The sequence below is a fragment of the Chryseobacterium sp. SIMBA_038 genome (assembly GCF_046535115.1).
GTDB lineage: Bacteria > Bacteroidota > Bacteroidia > Flavobacteriales > Weeksellaceae > Chryseobacterium.
Window position 1 is genome coordinate 1 of record NZ_JAWRXH010000012.1, and the last position, 15,440, is coordinate 15,440.

General features: G+C 34.0%; 19 protein-coding genes and 1 tRNA gene. 6 read left to right on the forward strand and 14 right to left on the reverse strand.

Features of this window, described 5'->3' with window-relative positions; genetic code table 11:
* Positions 1-154: 154 nt before the first annotated feature.
* The 4 genes from SB689_RS21895 to SB689_RS21910 form a co-directional block, all read right to left on the reverse strand.
* Positions 155-592 carry a DUF1761 domain-containing protein gene (locus SB689_RS21895; RefSeq protein ID WP_410694201.1) on the reverse strand — a complete coding sequence of 146 codons (438 nt, stop codon included), beginning with the start codon at positions 590-592 and terminating at the stop codon, positions 155-157.
* 11 nt (positions 593-603) lie between these two features.
* Complete coding sequence (locus SB689_RS21900; RefSeq protein WP_410694202.1) at positions 604-1,107, reverse strand: DinB family protein; 504 nt, start codon at positions 1,105-1,107, stop codon at positions 604-606.
* Between the two features lie 70 nt (positions 1,108-1,177).
* Positions 1,178-1,876, reverse strand: a complete 699-nt coding sequence (locus SB689_RS21905; RefSeq protein ID WP_410694203.1) for a helix-turn-helix transcriptional regulator — start codon at positions 1,874-1,876, stop codon at positions 1,178-1,180.
* A gap of 145 nt (positions 1,877-2,021) precedes the next feature.
* Positions 2,022-3,140: an alkene reductase gene (locus SB689_RS21910; RefSeq protein ID WP_410694204.1), complete on the reverse strand. Its 1,119-nt coding sequence runs from the start codon at positions 3,138-3,140 to the stop codon at positions 2,022-2,024.
* A gap of 145 nt (positions 3,141-3,285) precedes the next feature.
* Here SB689_RS21910 and SB689_RS21915 point away from each other — a divergent pair, with 145 nt between their 5' ends.
* The gene (locus tag SB689_RS21915) at positions 3,286-3,702 is read left to right on the forward strand and encodes a winged helix-turn-helix transcriptional regulator (protein WP_410694205.1); all 417 of its coding nucleotides are present in this window, start codon (positions 3,286-3,288) and stop codon (positions 3,700-3,702) included.
* A 90-nt stretch (positions 3,703-3,792) separates the two neighbouring features.
* Here the strand turns inward: SB689_RS21915 and SB689_RS21920 are convergent, their stop codons facing one another.
* Positions 3,793-4,134 (reverse strand): winged helix-turn-helix transcriptional regulator, encoded by a 342-nt coding sequence (locus SB689_RS21920; protein WP_410694206.1) that lies wholly within the window; start codon positions 4,132-4,134, stop codon positions 3,793-3,795.
* 132 nt (positions 4,135-4,266) lie between these two features.
* Between SB689_RS21920 and SB689_RS21925 the strand changes: the two genes are divergently transcribed.
* Positions 4,267-5,031 (forward strand): SDR family NAD(P)-dependent oxidoreductase, encoded by a 765-nt coding sequence (locus SB689_RS21925; protein WP_410694207.1) that lies wholly within the window; start codon positions 4,267-4,269, stop codon positions 5,029-5,031.
* Between the two features lie 508 nt (positions 5,032-5,539).
* On the opposite strand, the gene SB689_RS21930 is transcribed toward SB689_RS21925, so the two are convergent.
* The 4 genes from SB689_RS21930 to holA all read right to left on the reverse strand — a co-directional run bounded on the left by SB689_RS21930 (position 5,540) and on the right by holA (position 8,354).
* Positions 5,540-5,624, reverse strand: a tRNA-Ser gene (locus tag SB689_RS21930).
* A 143-nt stretch (positions 5,625-5,767) separates the two neighbouring features.
* The gene (gene crcB, locus SB689_RS21935; protein WP_410694208.1) at positions 5,768-6,154 is read right to left on the reverse strand and encodes a fluoride efflux transporter CrcB; all 387 of its coding nucleotides are present in this window, start codon (positions 6,152-6,154) and stop codon (positions 5,768-5,770) included.
* Between the two features lie 34 nt (positions 6,155-6,188).
* Positions 6,189-7,130 (reverse strand): thioredoxin-disulfide reductase, encoded by a 942-nt coding sequence (trxB, locus tag SB689_RS21940; protein ID WP_066750132.1) that lies wholly within the window; start codon positions 7,128-7,130, stop codon positions 6,189-6,191.
* 186 nt (positions 7,131-7,316) lie between these two features.
* Positions 7,317-8,354, reverse strand: coding sequence for a DNA polymerase III subunit delta (gene holA, locus SB689_RS21945; protein WP_410694209.1), 1,038 nt, complete (start codon positions 8,352-8,354; stop codon positions 7,317-7,319).
* A gap of 9 nt (positions 8,355-8,363) precedes the next feature.
* Between holA and SB689_RS21950 the strand changes: the two genes are divergently transcribed.
* Together SB689_RS21950 and SB689_RS21955 are read left to right on the forward strand one after the other, a co-directional pair.
* Positions 8,364-8,792, forward strand: a complete 429-nt coding sequence (locus SB689_RS21950; protein WP_066750135.1) for a type I restriction enzyme HsdR N-terminal domain-containing protein — start codon at positions 8,364-8,366, stop codon at positions 8,790-8,792.
* A 353-nt stretch (positions 8,793-9,145) separates the two neighbouring features.
* A complete protein-coding gene (locus SB689_RS21955) occupies positions 9,146-9,889 on the forward strand; it encodes a dienelactone hydrolase family protein (RefSeq protein ID WP_410694210.1) in 744 nt (247 codons plus the stop codon).
* 207 nt (positions 9,890-10,096) lie between these two features.
* On the opposite strand, the gene SB689_RS21960 is transcribed toward SB689_RS21955, so the two are convergent.
* The 4 genes from SB689_RS21960 to SB689_RS21975 are packed head-to-tail and all read right to left on the reverse strand — an operon-like array spanning position 10,097 to position 12,131.
* Complete coding sequence (locus tag SB689_RS21960) at positions 10,097-10,456, reverse strand: cupin domain-containing protein (RefSeq protein WP_410694211.1); 360 nt, start codon at positions 10,454-10,456, stop codon at positions 10,097-10,099.
* On the reverse strand, positions 10,453-10,980 hold the full coding sequence (locus SB689_RS21965) for a GNAT family N-acetyltransferase (RefSeq protein ID WP_410694212.1): 528 nt from the start codon (positions 10,978-10,980) through the stop codon (positions 10,453-10,455). Before SB689_RS21965 ends, SB689_RS21960 begins: the two co-directional genes overlap by 4 nt.
* Positions 10,981-10,983: 3 nt before the next feature.
* Positions 10,984-11,589 (reverse strand): DUF2911 domain-containing protein, encoded by a 606-nt coding sequence (locus tag SB689_RS21970; protein ID WP_410694213.1) that lies wholly within the window; start codon positions 11,587-11,589, stop codon positions 10,984-10,986.
* 29 nt (positions 11,590-11,618) lie between these two features.
* Positions 11,619-12,131 (reverse strand): methylated-DNA--[protein]-cysteine S-methyltransferase, encoded by a 513-nt coding sequence (locus tag SB689_RS21975; protein WP_410694214.1) that lies wholly within the window; start codon positions 12,129-12,131, stop codon positions 11,619-11,621.
* 342 nt (positions 12,132-12,473) lie between these two features.
* On the opposite strand from SB689_RS21975, the gene SB689_RS21980 reads away from it, so the two are divergent.
* Positions 12,474-13,322 (forward strand): hypothetical protein, encoded by an 849-nt coding sequence (locus SB689_RS21980; protein WP_410694215.1) that lies wholly within the window; start codon positions 12,474-12,476, stop codon positions 13,320-13,322.
* Between the two features lie 11 nt (positions 13,323-13,333).
* On the opposite strand, the gene SB689_RS21985 is transcribed toward SB689_RS21980, so the two are convergent.
* Positions 13,334-13,771, reverse strand: coding sequence for a DUF1801 domain-containing protein (locus SB689_RS21985; RefSeq protein WP_410694216.1), 438 nt, complete (start codon positions 13,769-13,771; stop codon positions 13,334-13,336).
* A 343-nt stretch (positions 13,772-14,114) separates the two neighbouring features.
* Between SB689_RS21985 and fucP the strand changes: the two genes are divergently transcribed.
* Positions 14,115-15,395, forward strand: coding sequence for an L-fucose:H+ symporter permease (fucP, locus tag SB689_RS21990; RefSeq protein WP_410694217.1), 1,281 nt, complete (start codon positions 14,115-14,117; stop codon positions 15,393-15,395).
* The last annotated feature ends 45 nt before the right edge of the window (positions 15,396-15,440 follow it).

Consider the following 15,440-nt stretch of genomic DNA (forward strand, 5'->3'; position numbering starts at 1 on the left):
ATTAAAATTACTCTTTTTATGAAAACACTCCTTAAATTTCTAATATCAAATGTCCACTTTTTGCTGACGATTTACACTTTTTTCACTCTACTAAATAACTCTTTTTCAAACTTTTACAAGTATTAAGTGTTGCTTAGTTTTGGATAGAATTGTTCTATTTTGGATCCATTACTTTCTTACGCATTGCTAACATAATAAGACAAGACACTAGAATACAAATTAAATGATAACTACCAACAAGTAAACCATAAGCCATTGGATGCGGAATATTTGGATTGATTGCAATATCAAAAGTATTAGCGACCAAAAAACCAATTCCAATGATTAATGCAAATTCAATAGCAGCTTTTTTTGTGTTTATATTTAGTACTATCATCAATAACGCTGTTGTAATTATAGTGGGGAGAATTGTCAACGGTGGACCATAAAAATAAATAGGATCTGGTTCCACAGGTAATAATCCCAATTTACCTAATGTGCCAGCATATTGGTTAGGGAATAAAACGGTGAACCAAAGCCAGCCAAAAAATGAATAAAACACCAATGATAGTAAAACTGCTAACCAATTTATTTTTGAAATGTATTTAAGCATACTTTTAAAGTTTAATTGTTTGAAGCTGCTAAAGAGTAAAATAAAAAGTCAGTTGAAGGCATTTCTGTAAATCTAAGACTGTGTGCCATTGTTATAATTTGCCCACGATGATAAGTGCTGTGATTAAAAAGATGTTGCAGATATTCAGCAATTGTAAGATTTGCTTCAAACCAAGGTGTTTTTATATGCATACTTTCGGCTAACTCTTCATCTGTAAGCTGCTCAACTTTCCCTGCAATTATTGTAGATCTTTTTAATAACCCGTCAAACACTTCTTTGGATTTCAAGTCTTGCACATCGTAACGATTTACTGCATCATCATTTTTGAAGAGGTCAGCGCACCACATTTCTTCAATAGCCCAAATATGGTTCAGAGTTTTAAGAACTGCGTTAAAACTTGATGGAACATCTTGTTGCAATTGTTCTTCCGATTGCTTGCTTAACCAATTTACGAATTGTTGATTTGCGCTTAAATTGTAAGCAGCATAGCTTGTCATTAATTTCTTGATACTCATTTTATTTTTGTTTAAATTATTTATAATGCAAAATTAAAATGAGCTAGTGACAACTGTATGTCAAGGGTATTTAATGTTCATGATATTTTTCAAAAAATTCTTGTAATGTCATTTTATGAGGTATGAAATTGTCAGATAAGATTTCTAATTTTTTAATTCTGTCCAACCGAAAAAAACGGAATTCTGCCCGTAAACGGCAATAGGCAACCAACAGCCAACTCTCTCTAGTATTAAGCAAGGCAAAAGGTTCAACAATTCGTTCGCTTTTTTTACTTTCGGCATTTATGTAATCTAATTTTATTAAATAAAAGTTGGTCAATGCGTTTTGTAAAGCTGATAAATTATTGCTATTAATTTCAAAGTCTTTAAGTTTATCAAATTTTGTTCTTAATGAAAGTAAGTTAACTTTGTCTTTTTCGCTTTGTCTTAATACCGCTTTTACTTTGTCTATCGCATCGGCATAATCCTTTATTAGCGAACTATCTCTATTTTTTAAAACTAATTGTTCTGCAATGATTAAAGCATTTGCCTGATTTTCGGTAAACATAACTGGTGGAATTTTATACCCTTCCATTAAGCTATAGCCTTTGCCGTCTTCTGTCAAAATAGGAACCCCTGCTTGATCTAATGTTTTTAAATCTCTGTAAATAGTTCGTGTACTTACACCAAATTTTTCAGCAAGCGATGCAGAGGTTATCAATCGTCTTGTTTGCAAAATTGTTAAGATTGCAACAAGCCTTGAAAGTCTATTTATAACAATATCATTCATTTCACAAATATCATAAAATTCTTTTTAAGTTGATTCAACACATTATATTTCACAATAAAGCTTTGAGGAAGTTTGCCTTTCGTAACTGAAATACTTTGATGAACTACAATTTTCAATCTAAACAAACGATAAACTTTGCGCTTTCTTAGGACTCAGCATATCCCGATTTAGGATAAGTAATATATCCGTTATCTTCTCCTGAATAATATGTATTCGGGTCACTTTCTGATAAAGGCAAGTTGTATTTAAATCGTTCAACCAAATCGGGATTAGCAATAAAAAGTTCGCCGAAAGATACTAAATCTGCATCCCCTTTTTTCAGAATTACATTAGCGCTTTCCTTCGAAAAACCTAAGTTCGCCAAGATTCTTCCACGGTAATTATTGCGAAAATGAGTAAAATAATCTTTTTGTAATTCCTCTACGTCAGTGCCTGACAAATCTTCTGACGGTCCTACAATATGTACAAAAGCCAAATTGTAATTTTCCAGTTTATTTAATATATATTTGAATAAAACAATTGTTTCTTCGTCCGGTTTCACAATTCCAACATTGCTTAGCATCACAGGACTAAATTTTATGGCAACACGATGACTGTCCCAAACTTCTGTAACGGCATCTAATATCTCAAAGACAATACGGGTACGGTTTTCAATACTTGCGCCGTATTCATCGGTGCGATGATTGGTGGCTTTGCTAAGAAATTGTGGGATAAGCATGCCTGCTATTGCATGAATCTCAATGCCATCAAAGCCAGCATCTTTTGCATTTTGAGCAGCCTGTCTGTAATCCTGTATCGTTCTGTGAATTTCAGTAACCGTCATTTCACGAGGTGTTACGGTATCTTTAAAACCTTCGGGAGTGAAAGATTTTGATTGTATATTGATTGCTGATGGCCCAACAGGAAGCTCTCCATTCTGCAGATCCGGATGTGCTCCCGCACCAATATGCCCTAATTGTGAAAAAATCAGACCACCGCTTTCATGTACGGCATTGGTTACGATTTTCCATCCTTCCACCTGCTCTTGGGTATAAATACCTGGAACGTTAATAAAACCAATTGACTGCATATTTACCCATGTACCCTCTGATAAGATAAGACCGGTAGAAGCACGCTGTGCATAATATTCCGACATGAGCATGGTAGGTAATAAATCTGGATTAGTAGCTCTGCCACGGGTTAAAGAGGCCATTACTACACGGTTTTTTAATGTCAAATCTCCTAATTGATATTCCTCTAAAAGAGGCTGTGATGCATTTTTCATTGCTTTTTATTTTGAATTTTAGTCTTGGCAAAGTTCATCTAATAGCAATGAAAGAACAATATCGGAGAAATTAAGATCATAGGGATAAATTTATCCCTACGCACATTTTAGGGAATATAATGTATTTTTGTCTAAATTTCAATTTATGTACGAAAGAAAGATTCCTCTTACTATTGATTGCGGTCTACACTTAACAAGAGAAATATTAAATGGAAAATGGAAACCGGCATTACTCAATGCAGTTTCTATGGGTGTGAAACGACCAAGTGAAATTTTGAGAATACTGCCGGATGCCACACGCCGTGTTTTAAATGTACAGCTGAAAGAATTGGAAAAGCATGGTATGATAGAAAAAAAAGTTTTCCATCAGCTACCACCTAAAGTGGAATATTCTCTTACTGAAATGGGTTGGTCAATAATACCCATTATTGATGCTATGAATATTTGGGGAGATAAAAATAGGGACTTTTTAGAGAAAGCCATTACCGAAAATCCGCAAGTAACAAAAATATCAAAGTCTCCCTGCGACCTCATTCAAATAATGCAAACAAATGAAAAATGATATAAACTCCAAATTTCATTTAGAAGTTCCTTTGCAGCAGGTCTTTGGCTAAATATGATTACGTCGCTTATTTTGTCAATCTGTGATCCCCTATTTTTTCTCTTGTACTCGTTTTTTAAAATCTATTGACCATTGTTTCATAAGGTCGAGAATAGGTTTTAGCGTCAACGCTTCATCAGTCAAACTATACTCAACTGTAATGGGTACGGTATTAAATGTTTGACGATTCAGAATGCCAATGGCTTCTAAATCTTTCAATTCTTTGATAAGCATTTTAGGTGAAATTCCTGTTACCTCTCTTTCCAATTCTTTGAACCGCTTTTTACCAAAGTACAAACTGGAAAGAATGAAAAGCTTCCATTTTCCACCCAAAACTTGTAATATAAACTGTAAATCTGCTACATCTACAACACAATCTTTATGATTATCCATTTTATTCACTCTATTAAACTATTGAATTTTAATAAACTAACCAAATGCATATTAATATACTTTATGGTAACTACTTGCAAAAGTATAGTATTAGAATTACATTTGCAAACAAATCAGAAAATTAAGTAAAAAATGAAACCAAGTGGAAATGTAATTTTAATAACAGGTGGTGGAACAGGAATTGGTCTATCATTAGCAGAAAAGTTTTTGAATGAAGGAAATGAAGTGATAATCTGTGGCAGAACCAAGGCAACTTTAGACGATGCTCAAAGAAAATTTCCAAAACTAAAAACAATTGTGGCAGATCTAGTCAATAGTGAAGGAAGAGCAAATTTGATTACAGAGATCAGTGATCGTTTTCCAAAATTAAATGTTCTTATAAACAATGCCGGTGTCTACAGCATTACAGATATTTTAGACAGCAATTATATAGCTACTTTAGAAAAAGAGTTAACCATTAATTTGGTAGCACCCATTTCTTTAATTCAACAGTTATTTCCTATTTTAGAAGGGCAGAAAGATGCTACTATTGTAAATGTAACAAGTGGCTATGCATTTATTCCCTCTGCACAGTCAAGTGCATACAGTGCTAGCAAAATGGGATTAAGAGCTATCACACAAGGTTTGCGGTTTCATCTTCGCAATAATAAAGCAATTCGTATCGTGGAAGTAGTACCTCCGGCCGTTGATACGCAAATGAACAAGGGAAAAAATATTTCTTTGATGACTACTCAAATTTTTGCTGAAAAAGTTTTCAAAGGATTGATTGGTGATGAAGATGAAATTATTATTGGCATGTCAAAAATGGCAAAACTCTTATCTCGTTTAGCTCCAAAATTTGGTTTCAAAAAAATGAATACCGATGAAGAAAAGCAAAGGAATATTGTCGCTGTTTGATATTAAAACAAACTAAACTTCTTAAGGCTCAAAAGGTCAGTAACAGTTGTAGAGAAGTAAGAATTCAGTGTTTTGGCTTCTTGACTATTACCTACGGCTTTCTGTGATTTATTATTCCATATCCTTGGACCGATCTTTTAGCCACAATCTCTGCAGCCTTGCCGTCTACTGTGATTCGTAAGTAGATAGAGCGGTTGCATCTGTTCTGATTTTATTCTTTTTTATAAAGAATAACAGGTTGAATGTTTTGTTCATTGTGTGATAACTTTAGTTGTTTAATAATTTACTTTTTGTTACCACTTTCTGTAAGATGTACAATCGTTAGACTGCTTGTTAGTCGGCTTTCCCTGAATTTTCGTGACACATTTTCAAATTTTCAGGATGGGTCATGGAATAGTTCATATAAATCGTGACCAATTTTGATTTTTTTTGATTCTAGCGCAAAACAAAAAAACGCTGTAAACAATTATGTCTACAGCGTTTTGGCTTATTTTTGTTTCTCAACTTGCGGAGAGAGAGGGATTCGAACCCCCGGACCTGTTACAGTCAATAGTTTTCAAGACTATCGCAATCGACCACTCTGCCATCTCTCCTTAAACTCCGATTGTATCGTTGTTTTCAGTGGTGCAAATATAGAAAGTTTTTCAATTCTGTCAAAACATTTTCGAAAGAATTTCACTCAAAAAACAATAATCACCTATAAATCAACTTAATTATTTTTCGTAAACATCGACTATTACAGTGAAGTTTGAATTTTCATTCCTAAAATTACAGCTCCAAATCCTAAAATAAGGCTTAATAAAACATATAAAGATAAGATTCCGTATTGTTGATTTTGCCACAAAGAGAAATTTTCTACAGAGAAAGTAGAAAAAGTAGTGTAACCTCCGCAAAGTCCTGTAATTAAAAGAAACTTCAATGAGTTGTCATTCTTCACAAAATAAGAAGTCAGAAAACCAATAAGAAGGCAGCCTGTGATATTCACCAAAAAAGTGCCCATCGGAAATGAATTTACATTCCAAAGTTTTTGGGTATAGTTTGATATCAAATATCTTAGAATACTCCCTAAACCACCACCTATAAATATGTAGAAAAGATTTCTCATCGTAAAAAACAAACGCACCAAAAAGGTGCGTTTTATATTTTAAAATTAACTATTAATGTAATTCAGCTAAATATTTTTCAGCATCCATGGCAGACATACATCCACTTCCGGCAGCTGTAATCGCTTGTCTGTAGATATGATCCTGAACATCTCCGGCAGCAAATACTCCAGGAAGATTGGTTCTTGTAGACCCTTTTTCAGTTACGATATATCCGTTTTCGTCAAGGTCGATTTGTCCTGCAAAAATATCTGTATTTGGTTTGTGACCGATCGCGATAAAAATTCCGTGAACATCAACTGTAGATTTCTCCTGAGTCTGGTTGTTAATGGCAACTGCTCTTTCTACCAAATTATTTTCACCTTCAATACCAATCAATTCGTGGAAAAACTTTACTTCAATATTTGGTGTATTCTGAACTCTGTGAATCATCGCTTTTGACGCTCTGAACTCCCCTTTTCTCACCAACATCGTAACTTTATTTACCAATTTGGCAAGGTAAGTCGCTTCTTCAGCTGCTGTATCTCCCGCTCCTACTACCACAACATCTTTTCCTCTGTAGAAAAATCCGTCACACGTAGCACACGCAGAAACTCCTCCTCCATTGTATTTTTTCTCGTCATCAAGACCTAAGTATTTCGCTGTAGCCCCTGTTGAAATAATTACTGTTTTAGCAAAAATCTCTTTGGTTCCGGCATATAATTTATGAACTCCTCCAACTTCTTTAGAAAATTCAACTTTAGTGATCATTTCGTAATGAACTTTAGTATCAAATCTTTCAGCTTGTTTTTGCAAATCCATCATCATTTCCGGACCTGTAATCCCTGCCGGATACCCTGGAAAGTTATCAACTTCTGTGGTTGTCGTTAATTGTCCGCCCGGCTCCAAACCTGTGTATAATTCAGGTTTTAAGTCTGCTCTTGCTGCATAAATTGCCGCTGTGAAACCAGAAGGTCCAGATCCAACGATCACACAATCTAAAATGTTTTGCTCCATAATTTGCTTTTCAAAAGATTTAAAAATTTCCGACTGCTAATTTCGGAATTTTTAATATTTAATTAAAGTTATTTTAATGATACTTGTCAATATTTAATATGTCGAATTTCGATAGTTGATGGTTGATCGTTTTTGGTTAATAGATTTTAATATCCATCAACTGAAAACTAACAACAAGCAACAAAATCAAACTTTCATCTTAATCTTATCAACATTGATAATCTTGTAAACCAATTCTTTGATTAATTCTGCTTCACTCATATTTACAGCTCCTAGGCCTTTTCCTTTCATATCAAATTCTCTTAAAATAGAGATCACTCTTGTGGCATGTTTTAAAGGATATAATCTTGCACTTTCGGCATAATCTTTAACAAAATAAGGATTTATTCCCATCTGCGAAGCGATAACCTGGGGTGGCTGACCAGCCATCGTATTGTAAATGATAACATTGGAAAAGTAACTGTACAAATTCGCCAACATCATTACAAAAGGGTTGTTTTTAGGATTCTTACCCATAAAATGAGCAATTTTAAAAGCTGCATTAGCATTTTTTGTTCCTAAAGCTTTCTGTAATTCAAAGACATTGTATTCTTTACTGATTCCGATGTGGTTTTCAATAATTGTTCCGTCAAGAACTTCTCCTTCTTTAAGGATTATTTTTAATTTATTTAATTCATTGGCGATTCTGGAAAGGTCATTTCCAAGGTATTCTGCCAAGAGATTTGAAATATTGGGGGCTGTTTTTATTTTTAATTTAAGACATTCGTCAGCGATCCATTTTGGGAGATTATTTTCCCTGATAGATTCGCTCAAAAAAAGAGCTTTGGCTTTATCTAAAGATTTCGTAACCTTTTTTCGACTGTCTAACTTCTTGTGTTTGTGAGCAAAAACCAAAACGGTAGATGGAACAGGATTTTCAACATAAGCATCTAGAGCTCTTCCCTCTTCTTCATTTAATTTAAGATCCTGCGCTTCTTTTACAATAATTACCTGCTTGTCTCCCATCATCGGAAACTGTCTGGCTAACGAAAGAATTTCCTGATAAGTAGTATCTTTTCCGTAGGTAACAGTTTGGTTGAAAGCTTTTGCATCTTCTTCCAAAAAGTCGTGTTCAAGAGCTTTTACTGCTAAATCAATAAAATAAGGTTCATCTCCGTGGAAAAAATAAATAGGTAAAACTTCTTTATTTTTAATATTTTTGAGGATTAAATCTAATTCTTTCATCTTACTATAATGGAACTCCCAAAACTGAATTTTCAGGAAACTTTTGATTTTAAATTCAAGAAAGACAAAGATAAGTTTTTTATTTATGATGTCGTTCGTAAAACTTACCTTTTGCTCACCCCCGAAGAATGGGTGCGCCAGCATTGGATACATTATTATTTGACTGTAAAATCATATTCTGTATCGGCCTTAATTACTGAAAAAAAGATCGTTTTAAACGGCTTGACGAAAAGAATTGACCTTTTAGTTACCGAAAAAGCACAGCCTAAAATCTTGATTGAATGCAAAGCTCCATCTATTAAATTAACGGAAAAAACGTTTGAACAAACGGCAAGATATAACTCTATTATCGGAGCAACAGAAATTGTTTTGACGAATGGATTGCAACATATTAATGCGTATTACGAAAATGGCGAGTATCAGTTTTATAAAGCTTAATTTTTTATAACGTTTTATTAATCGTTGTTGTGAGTTATTTTCATTAATTTAGATGAGGATTTCGTCATTGCGAGGAGCGAAGCGACGAAGCAATCTCAAATTAAAAACAATGTTTAGACTTAACTTTTCTTAAATTCTTAATAGAATCTTAATGGTTAGAAAATTGAAACATTAAGATTTATTTAAGTTGTTAAGATTATTAAGAGATTGCTTCGTCGCTTCGCTCCTCGCAATGACAAATATCTGTAAATCCGACAAATACCCTAGCCCCGATTGCAGTGAAAATCCTTTTTTGAAAAAAAAGATTGCAACGGAAAGCGGGAAATAGCTCCTAAAAAAATAAATTACAAAATATGATACGTTCAATATTATTAACAGTCTCTCTAATGGCTTCAGTAATAGTTTTCAGTCAAAATCTTAAAACAGTTTCTTATCAGGATGGTGCTCAAAAGCTGAATGGTTTGGTAACCTCTAATGCTGGTAAAAAACTTCCAGGAGTTCTGATTCTTCCAGCTTGGAAAGGTATTGATGATGAAGCAAAAACTGCTGCTGCTGAATTGGAAAAACAAGGCTATATTGCTTTTGTAGCCGACATTTACGGTGAAGGAAATATTCCGGCAGACAATACGGCTGCGGGGAAAACAGCGGGATATTACAAACAAAATTACGAAGCTTACCAGAAAAGAATTTCCTTGGCTTTAGAACAATTGAAGAAAAACGGAGCAATTTCCAATAAAATTGCTGTGATCGGATATTGTTTCGGAGGAACGGGAGCTTTAGAATCTGCGAGAGGAAGCCTGCCTGTTGTGGGAGTAGTTTCTATTCACGGAAGTATTGGAAAAGATCAAACCAGAAAAAATGGAGCAATCTCTACTAAAATTTTAGTTGAAAACCCTGCAGATGACAAAGGTGTAACACCGGAAGATTACAATAATTTGGTTAAAGAAATGAATGACGGCAATGCGGATTGGCAAATCATCACTTATGCGCACTCAAAACATACTTTTACAGATCCTAAGTCGCCTGATTACAATGAAGTTATGGCCAAAAGAGCTTGGAACCATACGTTGATGTTTTTGAAGGAGATTTTGAAGTAAATTTTAAATATAAAAAGTGCTTCGACTACGCTCAGCATGACATCGCTAAAAATTAACGCTAAAATAAGCTGTTAGTATTAGAAATGTCATGCTGAGCGTAGTCGAAGCATTTTTATAAAATATTGGGTAGATCAAATAACAAAGAGAATGCTTTATACTCAAACTCTAAAACACTCTTACTCTAAAACCCTACCACCCTCAAACAAACTACTCTTCCCTGTTCACCAAATCCATTGAAAAGGCAGGAAGACAAATGGCAACATATTCGCAAGGCTCAGAAAACGGATTGCTGTAACGTACTCTCGCTCCTTTTTCCACTAAAATGCTTTGTCCTTTTTCGAGGATGACAATTTCGCCATCGATTTCAAATTGTTTTTTACCTGAAATAATCATGGTAAATTCATCAAATTGAGGAGTCTGATGCGGTTCACTCCAATCCGGCGGAGCAACCATATGAGCAATTGAAATATTTGAATTTTGGGTAGAATTTCCCCAATGTTCTTCAATTAATTTCCCGTCTGTGGTCGGAACTACGAACGGTGATTTTTGGATTTTAAATTTTTTCATGACCAATTTTCTTTTTTGATTTCGTAAACAAAATTAGTTCTCGTAGGTTCTCCGAAATAGGCAACTTCCTCTTCCGCAATCTTCTCACCTCCAAGTCTTCCCAGAGCAATCTGTGAACGGAAATTCTCTTTACCAATATGGAAAAATACTTTGTCTACAAACTGGAAAATATAATCCAACATTAATTTTTTGATCTTCGGATTAATTCCTTTTCCCCAAGATTTTGTCCCGTAAAAAGTATATCCAACAAAAATTCTGTTTTTATTTTTATCAAAATCATAAAAACGGGTACTTCCCAAAACGTCTCCGGAACTTTTATCTATAATTTTAAAAGCACCTTTACTTTCTATCGCACCTTTGAAAAAGTTTTCAAAAACTTCTCTCTGATAACGATCTTTATTGGGATGCTGTTCCCAAACTTTAGGATCAGAAGCCACTTCGTATAAAGATTCAAAATCCCCTTGCTGTAAGGGGATTAATTGATATTCTTGATTTTCTAAAATAGGTTGAATAGAAAAATCCATCTCTTAGCTTTTTGTTTTTGCAGCGTCTGATTCAATTTTCTTGATCTCTCTCAGTTTTTCAGCAATTTTGGTTACTGCGTCTGGTTTTGCCGGTTTTAAAGCAACTTCTGCCTGAGCAAGATCCCATTTGATTACTAAATTCCCAGAATTTTCATCCGTTGGATTTAATGTAATTTCAAACCACTCTTGTTTGTCTGCCAATTTATTAACAGGTACTGTAACATCTACAACATCCTGTTTTGCGTCATAAGTATAAGCACCCCATTGTTGGAAATCTTTATTCAAGATCACTTTCCATTCTTTTTCTGTCGGAACGATGAACAATCCGTAAGTTCCTGCAGGAACGATTTTTCCACCGAAGTTAACCGACTGTCCGAATGTAATTTTTGTAGAAGAGTTTGCTCCCGCTCTCCAAACTTGTCCGTAAGGAACCAATTCTCCAAAGATCTTACGACCTTTTACGCCCGGTCTTCCGTAATCGATAGTGATTTTAGACATTGAGAACTGCTGCTCTACCTGTTGACGCGGACTTGCTGCCGGTACCGAGTAGTCTTGTGCAAAACTGAAAGCTGAAGCTGATATGCAAAGTGCAAATAGTAACTTTTTCACGTGTAAATTTTTGTTTAAAAATACGAAAATCAAAACAAAATAGCCTTCTCTAGTTCTAATAATTTTTGTTTTCTCCAGATTCCTCCTGCGTATCCTACCAGTTCGCCGTTTGAACCAATCACTCGGTGACAGGGAATTAAAATGGCTATTTTATTGATTCCGTTTGCAGTTCCTACGGCCCGAATTGCTTTTACATTTCCCAAAAATTCAGATTGTTGTTTGTAGGTTCTCATTTCGCCGAAAGGAATTTCGGTCAGCAGTCCCCAAACTTTTGTCTGAAATTCGGTTCCTGTTGTGAATAAAGGAATTTCAAATTTTTCTCTTTTCCCTTCAAAATATTCTTTTAACTCTTCTTCCAATTGATTGAAATGGTGATGATCTCCTTCTACAATTTCGGCATTTAAAACCTTAGTTAAAGATTTAAACTTTTTATCTAAATTTTTTCCATCCGTAAATTCTAGCAAGCAAATTCCCCCGTCAACAGCACAAGCATACATTTCGCCAAGAGGTGTTTCTATTATTTTGCGATATATATTTTTCATCGAATTAAAATTAATAAAATTCTGGCATTTCTTATTTGTTTATTTTGAATCTATAATTTTTTGTTTTAAAACTTGTTTAAACTTTTTATTTTAACCACAAAAGAGACAAAAGCCATGATTGAATGATCTATAATTTAGCTGTTTTGAAAACAAAAGCTCTCAAAAAATAAAAATCAAAGATTTTTAAAGCTAATGTGGTCTTATTTGCGGTTTATTGGTACCTTAAAATATTAATGTGGTTATCTTTTGTGGTTAAAATAAAAAGTTTAATCAGGTTCTTAAGTTTCGAAAATAAAAGGTAATTTACTTCCTTTAAAACATCAACTCATATTTAAATCATCTATGTTCAAAAAAGCAAGTTTTCTCGTTCTTCTTTTCATTAATTTTTTACTTGTAAATGCTCAGGAAAAAATTCCGTTTAGAATAACCAAACATAACAATATCATTGTAAAAACTTTGGTGAACGATAAAGATTCTCTAGATCTGATGTTTCAAATCGCTATGGAAGATGCGTCCATTTCTCCTGAACGCAAAAGAAAAGCCGATCATATTGTTTTTAAAGATGAAATCAGTGAAAATAATACTGTAAAAATCGGAAAATTAACCAAGAAAAATATCCAATTTTTTGATAATGAATTGACTGGTCATGAAGCCGATGGAAAAATTGGAACAGGAATTTTCAAAGGAAAAGCTTTTACAATTGATTATGATAACAATCGGTTTCTTATTTATGATAAAATGCCTGATTTGAAAGGCTACGAATCAACACCTTTACTTTCTGAAAACGGACAATTTTATATTGTTGCAGATAACGTTATTGGCGGGAAGCAAGAGGAAGTTTATTTTCTTTTACAATCCGGTTATTCAGGCGGAATTCTTTACAGCAATGAATTCGCAGACGGAAAAGAATTAGACAAAAAATTAACCATAACAGGCGAAAAAACATTAAAAAATTCTGCAGGAAAAAGCATCGTGACCAAACAGGGAATTTTACCTTTTTTAAAGTTAGGAAACATTGTATTGAAAGATGTTTCGGCAGGATTTTTTGTGGGTGATCTTAAAACTCAAAAAACAAATTATTTCGGAGCAGATTTGCTGAGAAGATTTAACTGGATTTTTGATGCAGAAAGAAAAACGGCTTATTTTAAACCTAGTAAGTATTTTTCTGAAGAATACTATAAGATTAAATAATTTGTTTCGTTTTATAAATTTTCATTATTCTGCGTCTCAAATCCATCTCGTATTGCCGCTACAAGTACTTCAATGTTTATATCTTTCAGTTTTTTGAACTTGATGCAATATCCGGTCACGCTCGCCTTGCCTATCTTTTCGCTATACGTTTCGGATAAATATTTCTTATCTTCAATCCCTAAAATATAGAAAGAAATTCCCGCTGTGTTTGCGCTAAGGCCGATTTGATAAAAATCTCTGGTTTTTCCGTCTGCATATTGTATGGTGTAAAATCCGTATCCAATATTGGGATTGGAAACGACTTTACCTTCACTGTCTTTACCATCCAGAAACCATAATTTGCCTGTTGGTTTTATTTCCAGAATGATGCGGTGTAACTCTTGCATTTCGCTGCGTTTTGGTTCGGGCTGACTCGTAATATATTCTTGGATTTGTTCTTCTATGTTCATTTAAATTATGGATTTATCATTTTTCGAATGTATATAATTTCTGTCAATCAGCAAATCATTAATTTTGATTATATAAAAGCTTTTAGTGTAAATCCTTAATGAATTTGCTATCTATTTAAACTATCTTGTACCATCCTGTACCAACAATTTTTTATTCGGAAAATTTTTATAAATTTAAAAAATGATAAATACTTGGGCTGAGAAATTAATGAGAAGTTAAAAAAGTTATGCAATCGATTAACCTTTGTTTAATTTTTATTAAAAGAACAACAATCAGGTTAAAATTCATAATTCAACACAGGCAAATCATGTAATAAAATATTTCACAAAATAAATTAAGTCAATGAATAATACCCAATCCGGAAACTCGTTTTCTTCTTCTTCAAAAAAGAAAAATTACTACTTTCCTCTGATCCTTATCACGAGTTTGTTTTTCTTTTGGGGATTTATCCATAATCTTGATCCGATCTTAATTAAGCACCTTCGAAGTGCTTTTCATCTGAACCATTTTCAGGCTTCATTAGTCGATTCATCTGTTTTTGCAGCATACTTTTTACTGGCAATTCCTGCCGGAATGATTATTCAGAAATATGGTTACAAAACCGGAATTTTGGTAGGTTTGTTCTTTTTCGCAGTTGGATGTTTTTTGTTTGTTCCTGCAGCCAATACCATTAGTTATCCGTTTTTTCTCGCGGCTCTTTTTGTGTTGTCATGCGGTCTTGCGATTCTGGAAACCGCAGCAAACCCTTACATTACCGTTTTAGGCGCACCTGAAAAAGCAACACAAAGATTAAACTTTGCACAGTCTTTTAATGGTTTGGCAGCATCCATTGCTCCTATCGTTGGCGGAATTTTCATTCTGAGTGAGGAACCAAAATCACAGGAAGAACTTTCCAGACTTGATCAGGCAGCAAAACTGGCTTATATTCATGCCGAAACTTCGCTCGTAAAAGGGCCTTACATCATATTGGGATTGATCATTCTGCTGGTTATGCTCTTATTTTTATTCGTAAAACTACCGGAAGTAACGGAAAGCAAAGAAAAATCAACAAAGAGTTTTCTACAGGTTTTAGGCGTAAAAAATGTCGGATGGGGCGTTCTTGCACAGTTTTTTTATATCGGTGCACAAATTTATGTCTTCAGTTTTCTTTTGGTTTTTGCAGAAGATGCAATCAATATGAAAGGTCAGGAAGCTAAATATTATGCAGGTGTAGCAGGATTATTATTTATGATCGGGCGTTTTGCAGGAACTTTCTTCATGAGATATATTTCACCGCAAAAACTGTTGAGTATTTATAGTGTGATCAGTATTGTTCTTAGCATCTGGGTTATTGCGGGATCAGGAATTTCAACATTATATGCGCTTGTTGCCCTTACATTTTTTATGTCAATTATGTTTCCGACTATTTTTGCTTTGGGAATTGAAGGAGCCGGTGCAGAGACAAAACCTGCCTCAAGTTTATTAATAATGTCTATTGTCGGAGGTGCCATTATACCACCGATTGCAAGTAAGATTACAGATATTTCAGGGAACATTCATTTTTCCTATGTTGTACCTTTAGTCTGTTTTATCATCGTATTTTTATTTTCGTTAAGATTCAGAAGTAAGAAATCCTTGCAATAAATATGGAAAAATCTTTGGGGACTTAGCTAAGTAAAACGCCTTTGC

Bases quoted from the DNA above. Each gene is read 5' to 3' on its own strand.
- SB689_RS21980 (WP_410694215.1), top strand. From the start codon at position 12,474: ATGTTCAAAAAAGCAAGTTTTCTCGTTCTTCTTTTCATTAATTTTTTA.
- SB689_RS21925 (WP_410694207.1), top strand. From the start codon at position 4,267: ATGAAACCAAGTGGAAATGTAATTTTAATAACAGGTGGTGGAACAGGA.
- SB689_RS21965 (WP_410694212.1), bottom strand. From the start codon at position 10,980: ATGGATTTTTCTATTCAACCTATTTTAGAAAATCAAGAATATCAATTA.
- SB689_RS21910 (WP_410694204.1), bottom strand. From the start codon at position 3,140: ATGAAAAATGCATCACAGCCTCTTTTAGAGGAATATCAATTAGGAGAT.
- SB689_RS21950 (WP_066750135.1), top strand. From the start codon at position 8,364: ATGGAACTCCCAAAACTGAATTTTCAGGAAACTTTTGATTTTAAATTC.
- fucP (WP_410694217.1), top strand. From the start codon at position 14,115: ATGAATAATACCCAATCCGGAAACTCGTTTTCTTCTTCTTCAAAAAAG.
- SB689_RS21900 (WP_410694202.1), bottom strand. From the start codon at position 1,107: ATGAGTATCAAGAAATTAATGACAAGCTATGCTGCTTACAATTTAAGC.
- SB689_RS21960 (WP_410694211.1), bottom strand. From the start codon at position 10,456: ATGAAAAAATTTAAAATCCAAAAATCACCGTTCGTAGTTCCGACCACA.
- trxB (WP_066750132.1), bottom strand. From the start codon at position 7,130: ATGGAGCAAAACATTTTAGATTGTGTGATCGTTGGATCTGGACCTTCT.
- holA (WP_410694209.1), bottom strand. From the start codon at position 8,354: ATGAAAGAATTAGATTTAATCCTCAAAAATATTAAAAATAAAGAAGTT.
- SB689_RS21975 (WP_410694214.1), bottom strand. From the start codon at position 12,131: ATGAAAAATATATATCGCAAAATAATAGAAACACCTCTTGGCGAAATG.
- SB689_RS21905 (WP_410694203.1), bottom strand. From the start codon at position 1,876: ATGAATGATATTGTTATAAATAGACTTTCAAGGCTTGTTGCAATCTTA.
- SB689_RS21915 (WP_410694205.1), top strand. From the start codon at position 3,286: ATGTACGAAAGAAAGATTCCTCTTACTATTGATTGCGGTCTACACTTA.
- SB689_RS21895 (WP_410694201.1), bottom strand. From the start codon at position 592: ATGCTTAAATACATTTCAAAAATAAATTGGTTAGCAGTTTTACTATCA.
- SB689_RS21955 (WP_410694210.1), top strand. From the start codon at position 9,146: ATGATACGTTCAATATTATTAACAGTCTCTCTAATGGCTTCAGTAATA.
- SB689_RS21985 (WP_410694216.1), bottom strand. From the start codon at position 13,771: ATGAACATAGAAGAACAAATCCAAGAATATATTACGAGTCAGCCCGAA.
- SB689_RS21920 (WP_410694206.1), bottom strand. From the start codon at position 4,134: ATGGATAATCATAAAGATTGTGTTGTAGATGTAGCAGATTTACAGTTT.